The following is a 14,177-nucleotide window of genomic DNA, read 5'->3' as shown; positions in this document are numbered from 1 at the left end:
AATAGCCAGCCTTAGGGACTAGGAAGCGACATGCAACTATTGCTCCTTCAGTAATTTGGGCTGGAATAGGCAGTAAGGCTATGTCATTGAAGGAACCAAAACCAAGAGATAATAATAATGAAATTCAACAAACTCGTGATTGCTATGGGAATGGCCTGCGGTGTAATACTGACCGGCTGTAACGATAGCGAAGATAGCACTACGCCTACCGAACCTGAAACTCAACTGCAAGCTTTTGCCCCCAATGGTTTACTCAAAGCCAGTATTCGTCGTACTACCTACGGCGTGCCGCATATCCAAGCCGACAACTTAGAAAGTTTAGGTTTTGGTAGTGGTTATGCGCAGGCACAGGACAACTTATGTGTATTAGCCGATGGTTTTATCAAGGCGAACTCACAGCGTTCTATGTACTTTGGCCCCCATGCGTCGATTGACTTCACTACGGGTCAACCTACGGCGGAAGATAACGGTAACCTTATCTCAGATTTTGCCTATAAAGCGTTAAAGATCAGAGCGCAAGCCGAAGAAAAATGGCCGAAATTTAGTGAAAACTCTCGGGCACTTATCCAAGGTTTTGCCTCTGGTTATAACCAATATCTTGCTGATGTCGAAGCGGGCACACAAACGGCAGAACCTTTCTGTGGTGGTCAGCCTTGGGTGAAACCCATAGTGCCAGAAGATGTGGTGACTTATTTGTTTTCTATCGCCTTATTACCGGGCGCAGCTAACTTTCTCGATCTGATTTTTTACGCTAACCCAGGAGATGCACAGGAATACATGCCGCGTATCGTTGGGCCCGCGCCTAGCCAAGATCAAACTGCGTTTGTGGCCGATATGCAGTCTAAGTTGATTGCCCGCGCGGCTCGTATCACGACACCAGAAACCAATCCCCGCGATTTAGGTTCAAATGGTTGGGGTTTAGGCAAGGATAAAACTGAAAATGGTAAGGGCATGGTGCTAGGTAATCCGCATTTCCCGCATACGGGTAACCTGCGTTTTTGGCAATCCCATATTACGATCCCAGGGCATTTAGATATGATGGGCGGCTCGTTAGTGGGTATGCCTGGACCGATTAATATTGGTTTCAATAAAGATCTCGCTTGGACTCATACCTTCTCTACCGCTGAGCATTTTGTGATGTTTAACCTTGAGTTAGTCTCGGGTGATCGGATGCAGTATTTGTTTGATGGTAAACCTATGCCTATCACCAAAGAGACTGTATCGGTTCTAGTGAATGCAGGTCCTGCGGGCATGCTGGTCGCCGAGAAAGATATTTATACTACGGCCAAAGGCCCTATGGTCGAAGCTCCGCCAGCTTTAGCGCCTTTTGGTTGGGATGATGGCAGTGCCTTTATGATCCAAGATGCCAATATGGGCACTATGGACCCTGTTGACCATTGGTTAGCCATGAACATGGCGACGAACAAAGAAGAGTTCCAACAGGCATTTAAGGACTACGATGGTGTCATCTTCAATAACACTATGTACGCCGATAAAGAGGGCAATGCTTTTTATATCGACGACTCAACTGTGCCAGGATTATCTGAATCGGCAGTTGTGTTGTTAAAAACCTCACCGGATATTAAAGCGGCTAAGGCAAAAGCCGGATTTACGATTTTACCCGGTAACACTTCACTGTTTAGCTTCGATGGTCCAACGCCCTATGAGCGTGCGCCCAAGCTTGAGCGCAGCGACTTTGTGCAAAACTCCAATGACTCCTTTTGGTCGACCAACTTGAATGAACCGCTGACTTACTTCTCGCCTATGTACGGCGCAGAGGCTGGACAGCTATCACTACGTACACGGATGGGCTTGAGTTTAATGCAGGACGCCGCGGGGGCTGATGGCAAGTTCAGCTTGGAAGAACTCGAAGCGGCTGTGCTGTCGAATCGCAGTTATCTCGCCGAGTTAGTGCTGCCTGACTTGATTGCCCAGTGTGATGCCCAAGGCAGTACACCTGTGGTGGTGTCGGCGAGTTTATCTAAGGATATCTCTTCGGCTTGTGCGGCATTAAAGGCGTGGAACGGTAAGCAAGATAACGACAGTAAAGGTGGTGCTTTACTACGTGAATTTGCCCATCTATTCAGCCAAACAACCATGTTGACCCAAGGATTCGATCCCGCTAATGCGGCAACGACACCTAAAACCTTGACTACGGATGGCAGTGCCTTAAAGGCCTTGGCTCACAGTGCGCTTAACCTTGAAGCCGCAGGCTTTGCCTTAGATGCGCCATTGGGGGATGTGCAATTTGTGGAGAAATCTCTGCCAGATGGAACGCCAAGTGGGTCGCGTTTACCTTGGCCGGGTAGTCATAATGCTGAAGGTGGATTCAACGTGTTTTCAACCAGTTTGTCGGGTGATGACACTTTGATCCCGCAGCACAAATATGCAGCTGCGATGGATGTGGTCACTGGCAAGGCAATGAGTTCTGGCTTAACGGCGAAAGGGTATCAAGTGCGTTATGGTTCAAGTTGGATGATGGCGGTGAACTTTACCGACGAGGGGCCTGTGGCGCGGGGGATTTTAACTTACTCTGAGTCGAGTAATATCTTAATGCCTGCGTTTGCCGATCAAAGTATCTTGTACTCGAGTGCTAAAAGCTTCCGTCCTTTGTTGTTCAAAGAGGCTGACATAGCCCCTGCTGTAGTGTCGACGACTGAGTTGACACTACAAAAACCATAAGTCAGATTTTGCGCTTTAATCGTTAGCGGCTCACTTCGGAGTTGAATCTGGATGAGCCGTTTTTTATGCGTGTTTGCGACTGATAGCGATTTGTAAAAATTTAACATTAACGACTGTGATCTCGATCTACCTTAGGTGTGAGTATGCGGCGACTAGTCTCATTTTGTTGATTTTTGTGACGCACGCCCGGTTAGCTGTTTTTCTCGGCGCTTATGCAATGTCACTGGATTTGGCTTGAGGTGAATACCTTGTGTTTTTAAGTGGCTTTTTATGTATATGTTTTGATGCTTTATTGAAAACTTATTACATTAAATCAGCGATCTAGATCTCAATATCAGTTTATTATGAAATTCCCTTACATAAAGCCGTGTCAGATCAACTTTTATGGGCTTTTTTTGGTTATCCTTAGCGCGAATTTATTATGCTAGTCACACCGTAAGGTAACTTTTATATGCAAAAAGATGCGACCAGTGTTCTTGGAACACCTCAAAGCACACAGAATCTAGATTCAACGAAACACTTACCTTGGACTCGCCAAGACACGACTTGGATGTTGAGTTTGTTCGGCACTGCCGTTGGCGCTGGAATTTTATTTTTACCTATCAATGCGGGCATGGGCGGCTTTTGGCCTCTTGTGTTAATGGCAGTGATCATCGGTCCTATGACCTATCTTGCCCACCGTGGTTTATCTCGTTTTGTTTGTTCATCAAGCATTCCTGGTAGCGACATTACTCAAGTAGTTGAAGAGCATTTTGGTGTTGGCGCGGGTAAAGCCATTACCGTACTGTATTTCTTTGCTATCTATCCGATTGTATTAATTTACGGTGTAGGTATTACCAACACTGTTGATAGCTTTATCGTCAATCAGTTAGGCATGGCATCGCCACCACGCTTCATTCTATCGGGTGTATTGATCCTCGGTATGATGGCTGTCATGGTCGCAGGTGAGAAATTCATGCTCAAAGTGACACAATTGCTGGTGTATCCGCTGGTGGGTATTTTGGCCTTTATGTCTATCTACCTGATCCCTGAATGGAAAATGGATGCTTTACTCGTTGTACCAGAAGCGGGTGCATTTTTAGGCACAGTTTGGTTAACGATTCCAGTTTTAGTGTTTGCCTTTAACCATTCTCCAGCGATTTCGCAGTTTTCTGTGTCATTGAAACGTGACCATGGCGCGAATGCTTCTCGCAAAGCTGATGTTATTTTACGTAATACTTCCATGATGTTAGTGGGCTTTGTGATGTTGTTTGTGTTCTCTTGTGTGTTGTCATTATCACCAGCACAATTGGCCGAAGCGAAAGCTCAGAATCTGCCGATTTTGTCTTATCTCGCCAACGTGCATTCAAGTGGTTTTGTGAGCTACTTTGGTCCATTAATTGCCTTTATCGCAATTGTGTCTTCTTTCTTTGGCCATTACATGGGCGCGACAGAAGGCATGAAGGGGATTATTGTTAAGCAGTTAGACACGAATAAAAAAGGCATTTCAGAGCAAAAAATCAACAAATTTATTCTGGTGTTTATGTTTGTGACGATTTGGGCCGTGGCAATCAAAAACCCAAGTATTTTGAATATGATTGAAGCTTTAGGTGGCCCAATTATCGCGGCTATCCTGTACTTGATGCCTATGTACGCTGTATACAAAGTGCCAGCATTAAAAGCGCACCGTGGTCGCATCAGCAATATCTTCGTGGTTATAGCGGGTTTATTGGCAATGACGGCTATTCTGTTTGGTTTCTTTCGTTAAGTTTTAATCTTAGTAGGAACGCGGTTTGAATGTGAATCGTGAGTCGTAAAAAGAAAAGGATCGTGCCATTGGCCCGATCCTTTTTTATTACGTATAACATTTGAATCGCTTATTTTTCTTCGTACATTAAGTAGTAACTCTGCTTCATCCCTAACGCTTGATAGGTCTGCTGTGCGGCGAGGTTTTCTTGCTCGACATATAAACGGAAGCTTGCGGCACCGCCATTGGCTTCGGCCAGTTGTTTGACTTCGCTGTAGAGTTTGGCATAGATGCCTTGGCGACGATTTTTCGGGCGAATATACACACTCTGGATCCAGTAATAATCCTTGGCGCGCCAATCGCTCCATTCAAATGTCACCATGAGCGAGCCGACTAGCTCACCTGCGATTTCAGCGACCAGGTAAAACCCTTTTTGCGGGCTCTCAAGTAGCGTGCCCACACCTCGAGTCAGTGTCGCTTCATCTAAGGCTAGGCCTTCGGTTTCTTGGGCCATGGCCTGATTAAACTGCACTAAGGCGATTAGGTCTTGAGCCTTAGCTTTACGAATCAACATACTACAACTCCTAGGCGGTTATTTGGCAATACCGCTCTTGTTTAGTAAACAACATTTTGTGATTCACTTTAGCATGGAACGACGAGGGATAACGAGTTTGGCAGTGGCAGGTTAGGCACTGATATTATTTATTGCTGTGGATATTTGTACGACTAAAGTCTTATCTGCTAGGCTTATCTCTAGTGTCCTTTCGCTGAACTAAGTGAGTTAATGATGGGATTTATTAAGTCTACTCGCCGCTATAAACTTAAGATTTTACCCGTCTATGATATTGCTGCTGATGAACAGATAAATCATCGTCTGCATTTTATTTTAACGCTGTTGAGCTTTGGTTTATGGGGTTTAGTTTGGTGGTGGTTAGTCTTAAAAGCTAACGGTAAGTCCGACTTTATTTTCAGTGGTTTTGATGACGATTATTGGAGTTATTTGATTGAGCGTGAGCAACCGCCTGCGTCGCTTTATCGTCAGCAAATAGCACCAAAAAAAGTCACAGAATATTTTGATGCTTAAGCAGGAAAACTAACATTTCAGCGGCCAATTTAACAAAGTTGGTTTGGTTAATATTACTGATTTTAAGGCGGTTTAGCTCAACGTGACCCAGATCATCCCTCGATTAAAACCCCTCTGCTAGACTCGGCGATTGCCCCATTTAGACTGAGAAACTAGCGTGCTAGTTTTGGTCTTTGCCCCATCATAGTTTTGAATTCAAGGTTATCAATATGACAAAACAAAAGTCGTCAGCATTAGGCCGTGTTTGGTCTCGCTGGATGTCAGTGCCGCTGTGGCTGCAAATTGTTATCGGTATGGTGCTAGGTATTTTAGTGGGCATCATCTTCGGCGAGCAAGCGACTCACTTAAAGCCGATAGGCACCTTGTTTGTTAATTCCATTAAGATGCTGATTGTGCCATTGGTGTTTTGCTCACTGATTGTGGGCGTCACTTCGATGCAGGATACGAACAAGATGGGGCGTATTGGTTTTAAATCTTTTGCTTTTTATCTCTTTACCACGGCTATCGCGATCACTATCGGTTTAATTGTCGGTTATGTTCTTCAACCCGGTGCTGGTTTAGGTTTGTCATTGGCAGATGGCGCGGCTCAAACTGCCAAAGAAATACCTTCTTTAGTCGATACTTTGATCGACATAGTACCGACGAACCCTATTGCGGCTTTAGCAAGCGGGCAAATTTTGCAAGTTATAGTATTTGCGATTGTTTTAGGTATCGCCTTAGTGCTGATTGGCGAGCATGGAAAACCTGCAATTAAAGTGTTCGAAAGTTTAGCTGAGGCCATGTATAAAATGGCCGACATGGTGATGAAGCTCGCACCCTACGGTGTATTTGGTCTAATGGCTTGGGTAGCGGGGGAGTATGGGATTGATATGCTCTGGCCACTGATCAAAGTCATTATTGCTGTGTACCTTGGCTGTATTATTCATGTGATTGGATTCTATAGTTTGTTACTGCGCGGATTTGCGAAGTTAAGCCCGCTGCAGTTTTTTAAAGGGATTAGCAATGCCATGTTAGTGGCGTTTACCACGTCGAGCTCTGCAGGCACGCTCCCTGTGAGTATGAAGTGTGCGAGTGAAAATTTGGGAGTTCATAAGAAGATCTCTAGCTTCGTGTTACCGCTAGGCACCACAATCAATATGGATGGCACAGCGTTATACCAAGGGGTCACAGTACTGTTTGTGGCACAGGCGTTTGGTATCGACCTGACTGTCGTCGATTATCTCACCATTATTTTAACGGCGACGTTGGCCTCTATTGGTACTGCGGGTGTGCCCGGTGCGGGTTTAGTGATGTTGACTTTAGTACTCACAACCGTAGGGCTTCCCTTAGAAGGAGTGGCATTGATTGCGGGAATTGACCGTATTTTAGATATGGTGCGTACTGTGGTAAACGTCTCCGGTGACTTAGTGGCGACGACTGTTATTGCAAAGTCTGAAGATGAGCTGGATATGGCGCATTATAATGCCGACATAGATCAAAGCGCCGTAATAGCCGAACAGAATATCGCCCTCGAAATTGCAGCGGCTAAGAGTGTCAAAGCATAGGGACCTTTTATTGCTGGTTCGTTAACTAAAAAACCGCCATTGGCGGTTTTTTATGCTGACAAGTTTTATGGTTACTTCATTTGGCTTAACACTAACACTGGCTTGTCGTCGCTGTTAAGTAAGGTAAGTCGGCCTTGCACTAATTTTGCTTTGGTAACTAATGGCATAGCTTGCATCACTTTGTGCTCTTGCTGCATTAGGGCATCCACACAGGCTTTCATTGTGCTACCGGCAGGAGATAGCTTAAGCTCTTCGCCTTGCTGAGTATATTGACCGAAAAAGTTATTGCAGCTGTTGTTGCCATGTAATTTACCTTCGGCCTCAAAGGTGATTTGCGCTGGGCTGTAATCGATAGTCGGTTGGCCTTGGACCATTTCAATGTGCCAGCGGCCTTCTAATGGAATGGTATCATTTGGGGCTATATCGGCACTTTGGCAGGCGGTGATGCCTAAGAGTAATGCACCTAAGATGAATGTTTGTTTTAACATCGTTGCGGTTCCTTTTTCCATGATTATGGCCATAGTGTGACAAGTTTTTCGTAAGATCTAAAGGGGTTTATATGACAGGCTCATTTAAAAGTACTCTGAATTTGTTGAAGTTTTTACATCGGTTAGGTGTATTGATGCTAGTTTGTGGACTTGGGTTTTATATGTTGACGCAATGGAGTCTAGAGATAAGCGGCATGTTATTGATCTCAAGTCTGATTGGTTTAGGGTTGGTCTTAATGTCGCCCTATCCTGTGGTGCTGTTTATACAATGGGCGAAGCGCCAAGATGAGCATTCTAAGTAATTTTGTACTGCCTAATTAAGCTTAAATTTCATTAAATCAAAGCGCCGCCGAATCTGCGGCGGGATTATCGTATAAGCTTGAGTCTATAGCGGGCTTAACTGGCGTGTCTTCAACCTCTGGCTTTGGTGGTTGCATTGAATCGAGTTTACCCCGCGCAAGTTCCATCATGGGCGCGAGTTTGGCGCTGGATTCTGGAGTGAAGAAACTGTAACTCGCATCGAGTTTAAGCTGGTGGTTTTGTTGTTCTAGCTGTTTTTCTACCCGCTTCATAATATGCTGAATATCCCGCTCACCATCGACAAAGGCCAGTACCACAAATTGCGTGGTGTTGTAGTGGGCGGCAACGTCGGCGGTCCGTATCGTATCTTGGATCAACTTGCCTAATAGCCTGTGGTGATTATCTTCGAGGGGGATGGGCGTGTTATCCGGACTCAGTAATTCAAAAAAGATGATGCCTGCATGGGCACCAAAGCGGCGGCCTAAATTGAGCTGTCTTGGCGCCATCATCAAAAAACCATAATGATTGAGCATGCCGGTTTCTTGGTCGCGCATCGAAAGGGATTCAATGCGATGGTTCTGGCACAGCAGAGATAATTCCTGTTGCAGCAATATCTGAAACGGTTCGAGCATAGCGGCATTGGCTAGTGGATCTGCCATATGTGGGTTGAGTACGCACAGGGCGCCAAATTGGCTGCCATCGGGCCAAGCTATTGGGCGCGAGAGAATGTGCTGAATGCCATCAAAATCCCGTGGTAAATCATCCAACATAAAGCTGCCGAGGTTTTGATATAAACCGTCGGGTTGGCTATTTTGTATCTGTTTAAAAAGTTCGAGTTCTGCGGAGTACAAAGTACCTGCGGTAAATTGTGGTGTTTCAGTGATTGCGCTGACAATGATCTCAAATCCTGCGCTGGTCTTTTGGAATATAAAAACCGTGTTAGTGTTGTAATAGCTGTTGATTAGCTCACATTGGTGCATCCAGCGAGTGAGATTCACTTGTTGATTGTCGCTATCAAGTAAACTCAAGTTGGGATTAATGGTTTCGGGCAACATACAAACGCCTAACTAGGGCTAAATATTCATTAAGTTTGGGAAATAAAAGGGGATTTAGCAAATCAAGGCACTAAATAATACCTTGTTCTAGCTGTGTCTATTAATCCAACCGAGTATACTGACGGCCTTAAATTGGGCCTAAAGCCAAGATGATGCCGTGAGAACACTGTGAAGATTAGATTAGCCTTACCCCAAGATGTTGATTTATTAGCGATGCTAGAGAAAAAACATCTCAATGACGAACTAGCTTCCGCCAATATGGGACTGCAAGGGCAAGCTTTTTCCCACAGTGAATTGAGCGAATTAGTGCAGCATCATTGGGTCGTAGTGGCGCAGGTTGAGCAGCAGATCGTCGGTTATGTGATTGCCGGCCGTTGGGGATTTTTCGAACATTGGCCCATTTATCGCACTTTGTTGAATCGTTTGCCGCAACTCGATTGGGATGGACCAAAATTAACTAAGACTAACTCATGCCAATACGGGCCGATTTGGGTGCAGCAAGCCTACCGTGGACAAGGGATTTTTGAGGCATTAGTCAGTGAAATTCGTCGCCAAGTTGCCCCGCATTTTAGCTATATGTTGACCTTTATCGCCGAAGATAATGAACGCTCCTTTGCCGCCCACTCGGGAAAAGCGCACATGCAGGTAGTGGATTTTTTCACCGTCTCAGCGCGGGATTACTATTTAATGGCGGCAAAGACCCAAGCTTAGTTGTTCGATGATAGAAATTAAGGATTCAATCTCTACTGTGTAAATAACCTGAGTTCAGGTTAAATAACGGAGATAAATACATGAAAGTACAATTTGTTGAGTCACTATTAACGGCCTATGCCGAAGTCAATTTATCGGCTTGGGACAGCTTGAGGATAGTCTTATCTGAATGCGCTCACTATGAGTATGAGGCGAGGGGATTTGAAGTCGAGTTTTTATCTGACTTAGGTGCATTGCAACATTATTGGGTACAAGTGGGAGATATTTGGCTCGATTGTGGCCGAATCAATGCCTATTCGGCGACGATAACGCAACTGAGCGATGCGCAAGTCAGCCGCGCGAATACAAAAAAGGCGTTGGAGTGCGCCATTTTATCCCAAGAGCAGATCGGTCTACTGTGCATGCAAAACGCCCATTTCGATCATTGCTGAGTGTGTTAATTCAGTCCGTTTCTCAATCGCTTTTTTGATCAATACTTCTTCATCAGAAAGATGCGCTGAGGGTCAGTGGTGACAGTGCCTATGATCTCAAACCCTTGTTTTTCATAAAACACAGGTGCTTGAATCGATAAGGTATCCACTTGAGCTACCAAGCAACCCCGCTGTTTCGCCTCAGCTTCGGCAAGTGCCATCAGTTTATGCCCAAGCCCAGTGCCTCTGGTTTGGTCATCAACCCAGACAACATTGATTAAGAAGTTTTTATAGATAGTCCGGCCACCCACACCACCAATCAACTTGCCAGCTTCATCACGTGCAATGACAGTCAAAGGTACTGATTTCTCGGGTCCTAAGAGCCCAGCATTATATTGCCGAACGCCGTCTACCAGCGCATCCACAATCGCGATATTTTCTTCACTAATAACTTCAAAGTTCATATCAAAAACTCTTTCTGGAATGTGATTACTTTATAAAACGTAAATGTTATTTCTGTTGTATTCAACTTTTTATTGATCTTGCTAATGTTAATTATTATCATTCGCGAAATCATTTGCAGGTTGCATTTGTAAACTAAGTTTACTAAACAGGAGAGGTTTATGTTATTTCGTCAAACTTGCTTGGCAGTTGCCATTACCGCTGTATTTGCGGGTAATTTTGTCCAAGCCGAAGAGGCTCCCGACAGAAAAATGGAAGTTATGGTTGTTACTGCCTCTGGATATGAACAGAAATTGGTTGATGCACCTGCCAGTATTTCTGTTATCACCCAAGAAGATTTGATGATAAAACCTTATACCACTCTCCTAGATGCAGTGCGTGACTTGGAAGGGGTTGATATTGGTGAAACCCGTGATAAAACAGGGCAAGGTACCATCAGTCTACGCGGTATGGGATCTGACTATACCTTAATCCTTGTCGATGGTAAGCGTCAGAATAACCATGGTGATATTTATCCAAACAGTTTTGGTGGCAATCAATTTGGTCATGTACCACCACTTGATGCTATTGATCGAATTGAAGTTATTCGTGGGCCAGCATCAACGTTATACGGTGCAGATGCTCTAGGTGGTGTGGTGAACATCATCACTAAAAAAGTGGGCGACGAATGGTCTGGCTCTATCACTCACAGCCGAACTCATCAAACCAATGATGCCTATGGTGAAGATATCACTACCGATTTCAGCGTGATGGGTCCCCTCATTAAAGGCGTTCTTGGGTTATCGATTCATGGCAGTATCTATGATCGAATGGGGTCTACACCAGAGTACGCACCAGTAGATTATCCCAATGGAGAAGTACGCACTCGTTCACTCGGTTTTGGTGGTGGCGGTAAAACCGTCGATAACGAAAATCATATGTTAGGTGGGAGTTTAAGTTGGACGCTAAATGAACATCACAAAATTTGGTTTGATTTAGATTCCTCATCTCAAGATTATGATAATACGCCACTGATCAATGATAACGGTGAACGCGAGTATCCGCTTGGTACTGTTGATAATATCGATAGTCTCTGGATTGCCAGTAACTTCTGTAAAGGCGGCGTAGGTTCCCGTGAGGCTGCTTGTCTAGCCAGCGGTGGTGAATGGGCAAGACGATCAAATCCGCGAGCGGGCTACAGCGAGACTCAAAAATTTACCCGTGATGCTTGGGCATTAACCCATGAAGGTGCTTGGGATTTTGGTACAAGCTTTGTGTCACTATCCTATGTAGACACACAAAATAATGGCCGCACACTGCCATTTACCACTGCTGAACGAGTATTACTACTGCAGATGATTGACGGTAAAGAGGATTACACCGGCATGACTGAAGCCGAACGTAAAGCGATTGCTGAATCCACTTTCCTGCCTAGACCTAAACGCGAAATGGCAAGTAATCAATATACGCTTGATATGAAACTCGATATTCCATTTGAAGCTGCAGGAAATCATGTCGCAGTGACGGGTGCGCAGGTGATTCGTGGTGAGTTGAAAGACGGTGTATTTGGTATGGAAGAAGGTACGCCGGGCGCAGTACAAGAACACAATATGTGGTCTGTTTTTGCTGAAGATACATGGAGCATGACTTCTGATTTATCTGTTACTGCGGGTTTACGTCATGATGATCATGAAATATTTGGCAATCAACTCAGCCCACGTCTATACGGCGTTTACACCATTAATAATGAGTGGACTGTAAAGGGTGGGGTGAGCACAGGTTTTAAAACACCTAAAACCACACAATTGTATGATGGTGTCGTTGGCTTTGGTGGCCAAGGAACCTCACCGCAATTTGGTAACCCAGATCTCGAAGCTGAAACCAGTGTGTCCAGCGAAGTCGCCCTGTATTGGTCTCATCCAGATGGCCATAATTTTAACGTCACTATCTTTAAAAATGACTTTGACGATAAGATTGCTTCACAACCCTGTGGTAAAGGTACGAGCATAGAATGTTCCGATGCGGGTGAATATGCTGATTTAGGTTATGCAGTCAGTAGCAAAACAGTCAACATAGATAAAGTTACTATTCAAGGTGCTGAGCTCGCGGGACGTTGGGAAATTCTAGATGCCTTAACGTTAAATGCTAATTATACCTACACAGATAGCGAGCAGAAAAGCGGTGCAGAGCAAGGCCGTCCACTCGGCAACAGTGCCAAGCATATGGTAAACGCGACATTAAAATGGGAGTTGACCGACTCATTTAACGTATTCTTGACCTCTGAATACCGTGCTAAACGTTATCGCTCTTGGGATATCATTAATGATGCTGCACTCTACTATAAGGGTTATAACGTGTTCCATCTTGGTGGTTCTTATCAGGCGAGTGAGTTTGTCACCTTCAACATGCGAGTAAATAACTTGTTTGATAAAGATTTTACTTCATACGATATTGTCTTCACCGAATGTAGTGACACTAGCACAACTTGTGTCTCTGACGACAATGGCCAAAACGGATACACAGCATCTTACGTTGATGATTTCAATAACAAAGATAAGGCCCGTAACTTCTGGGTTGGTATGAATGTACGTTTCTAAACGAATACCCTGTGCATTAGCCATTATTTGATATTCATGGGCGATAGATAAAACTGAGAGTTACCCGTTTGATAAAGGTATCCACTATCAATTAAACAATAGGGTAACTCTCATTACTCATTACTCAGTGCACCTGCCCTGTGCTGGTGAGTCTGCACTATCGAGCCATCAATAAAGACCCATTCCGTGTCGGCCATTTTCGCTAAAGCTTTGAATAAATAGGCCTGAATGTCTTTTAAAACCATAAATGAAACCCTCTAAAGACCGTACTCCAATGGCCCAACTCTTTGGGTAAATCTTGTCAAGGGATACCTGTTAGAAGGCGGTAAAGAATGCCTTCGAATATTTGTCTATGTTCAGGTTTATCATAAACATGGCCTGTGCTTTTCATTAAATGAAATAGCGTTTCCCTGCGTGCATTGGTTAGTATCAATCTTGGCATGCTCTCTAAAAATCATTCTCGAAAGCTCAATAGATCCTAGATGAAGTCAGAAACATTAAAGGTGCTAGCGTATAAGCCTAAAGAATCAGCCATTGCCCGTTTGGGTAAGTACCAATATAACCAAAGGGTATTCTTCCACAGAGATACCAAGATAGGCGTTCACTCGTAAAGGCTGAAAGTTTAACGTCAGCTAGGAGCAGTGTTGCGAGCGTATTAGCGTCATCGGATGTCAGCGCGCATATTTCTGCAACGGGAATAATTTTCCAAGTGGCGAGGTAAGCTGACTTAGAAATTTCATCGACTTCGCTGTCAGAAATCCAAGCATGCACATCATTTACTACTGCCTTTGTTTTTAACGAATTTGCCAAGTCATGATCAGTTACACACAGGCTTTCATATTGGATTTCGTAAGGTGTTTCAAAAAAGGCTTCAGGATCGGATTCAAGAAAAGCGGCGATCTCCTCTAATGTGCCGTATGTTTTTGCTGTTTCCTCTGGCAGACCTACGTTGGCTGCCCATGCACAAGATTGAAGTTGCTGTAATAAGATGGCGTTATTGGTCATGGGATCAGTACACTCTAATGGTCTGTGTATATGCTGCTTTTTATCTTGCCATATTTGTCTTAGCACTATTAATCTAACTAAATGTTAGACATAAAAAAACCGCTGGGTAGCGGTTTTTTATGGGCCTTAAGTGT

The 14,177-nt window shown here is 44.4% G+C and carries 13 protein-coding genes and 1 pseudogene; 8 read left to right on the top strand and 6 right to left on the bottom strand.

All coding sequences use genetic code 11. The features are described 5' to 3' along the window. Nucleotides 1-117 precede the first annotated feature (117 nt). Nucleotides 118-2,682 (top strand): acylase, encoded by a 2,565-nt coding sequence (locus L5M10_RS02600; RefSeq protein ID WP_263254795.1) that lies wholly within the window; start codon nt 118-120, stop codon nt 2,680-2,682. A gap of 451 nt (nt 2,683-3,133) precedes the next feature. Beyond that, nucleotides 3,134-4,429 (top strand): aromatic amino acid transport family protein, encoded by a 1,296-nt coding sequence (locus L5M10_RS02595; RefSeq protein WP_028761640.1) that lies wholly within the window; start codon nt 3,134-3,136, stop codon nt 4,427-4,429. 109 nt (nt 4,430-4,538) lie between these two features. On the opposite strand, the gene L5M10_RS02590 is transcribed toward L5M10_RS02595, so the two are convergent. Further along, entirely contained in the window at nt 4,539-4,982 is a 444-nt protein-coding gene (locus L5M10_RS02590; protein ID WP_105250107.1) for a GNAT family N-acetyltransferase, read from the bottom strand. Between the two features lie 213 nt (nt 4,983-5,195). On the opposite strand from L5M10_RS02590, the gene L5M10_RS02585 reads away from it, so the two are divergent. Continuing rightward, nucleotides 5,196-5,492, top strand: coding sequence for a hypothetical protein (locus L5M10_RS02585; RefSeq protein WP_113939800.1), 297 nt, complete (start codon nt 5,196-5,198; stop codon nt 5,490-5,492). A gap of 209 nt (nt 5,493-5,701) precedes the next feature. After that, nucleotides 5,702-7,036 carry a dicarboxylate/amino acid:cation symporter gene (locus L5M10_RS02580; RefSeq protein WP_198572839.1) on the top strand — a complete coding sequence of 445 codons (1,335 nt, stop codon included), beginning with the start codon at nt 5,702-5,704 and terminating at the stop codon, nt 7,034-7,036. A 71-nt stretch (nt 7,037-7,107) separates the two neighbouring features. Here the strand turns inward: L5M10_RS02580 and L5M10_RS02575 are convergent, their stop codons facing one another. Beyond that, nucleotides 7,108-7,524, bottom strand: coding sequence for an META domain-containing protein (locus L5M10_RS02575; protein ID WP_113939802.1), 417 nt, complete (start codon nt 7,522-7,524; stop codon nt 7,108-7,110). A gap of 71 nt (nt 7,525-7,595) precedes the next feature. Between L5M10_RS02575 and L5M10_RS02570 the strand changes: the two genes are divergently transcribed. Next, entirely contained in the window at nt 7,596-7,826 is a 231-nt protein-coding gene (locus L5M10_RS02570; protein WP_263163800.1) for a hypothetical protein, read from the top strand. Between the two features lie 36 nt (nt 7,827-7,862). Here the strand turns inward: L5M10_RS02570 and L5M10_RS02565 are convergent, their stop codons facing one another. Next, entirely contained in the window at nt 7,863-8,879 is a 1,017-nt protein-coding gene (locus L5M10_RS02565; RefSeq protein ID WP_263163799.1) for a GGDEF domain-containing protein, read from the bottom strand. 168 nt (nt 8,880-9,047) lie between these two features. On the opposite strand from L5M10_RS02565, the gene L5M10_RS02560 reads away from it, so the two are divergent. Together L5M10_RS02560 and L5M10_RS02555 are read left to right on the top strand one after the other, a co-directional pair. After that, a complete protein-coding gene (locus L5M10_RS02560; RefSeq protein WP_226060231.1) occupies nt 9,048-9,590 on the top strand; it encodes a GNAT family N-acetyltransferase in 543 nt (180 codons plus the stop codon). A gap of 80 nt (nt 9,591-9,670) precedes the next feature. Beyond that, a complete protein-coding gene (locus tag L5M10_RS02555) occupies nt 9,671-10,021 on the top strand; it encodes a hypothetical protein (RefSeq protein ID WP_263254794.1) in 351 nt (116 codons plus the stop codon). A 38-nt stretch (nt 10,022-10,059) separates the two neighbouring features. Here L5M10_RS02555 and L5M10_RS02550 read toward each other — a convergent pair whose 3' ends face one another. Then, the gene (locus L5M10_RS02550) at nt 10,060-10,464 is read right to left on the bottom strand and encodes a GNAT family N-acetyltransferase (RefSeq protein WP_263254793.1); all 405 of its coding nucleotides are present in this window, start codon (nt 10,462-10,464) and stop codon (nt 10,060-10,062) included. 159 nt (nt 10,465-10,623) lie between these two features. Between L5M10_RS02550 and L5M10_RS02545 the strand changes: the two genes are divergently transcribed. Next, nucleotides 10,624-13,038: a TonB-dependent receptor domain-containing protein gene (locus L5M10_RS02545; RefSeq protein WP_263254792.1), complete on the top strand. Its 2,415-nt coding sequence runs from the start codon at nt 10,624-10,626 to the stop codon at nt 13,036-13,038. A 116-nt stretch (nt 13,039-13,154) separates the two neighbouring features. On the opposite strand, the pseudogene L5M10_RS02540 reads toward L5M10_RS02545, so the two are convergent. Continuing rightward, nucleotides 13,155-13,480 (bottom strand): annotated as a pseudogene (locus L5M10_RS02540) (transposase); the annotation flags it as partial. A 77-nt stretch (nt 13,481-13,557) separates the two neighbouring features. After that, on the bottom strand, nt 13,558-14,043 hold the full coding sequence (locus tag L5M10_RS02535; RefSeq protein WP_263254791.1) for a hypothetical protein: 486 nt from the start codon (nt 14,041-14,043) through the stop codon (nt 13,558-13,560). Between the last annotated feature and the right edge of the window lie 134 nt (nt 14,044-14,177).

This window comes from Shewanella sp. SM32 (assembly GCF_025654235.1).
In the GTDB taxonomy this organism is placed as follows: Bacteria; Pseudomonadota; Gammaproteobacteria; order Enterobacterales; family Shewanellaceae; genus Shewanella; species Shewanella oncorhynchi.
This window is presented reverse-complemented; position numbering and strand designations above follow the sequence as displayed.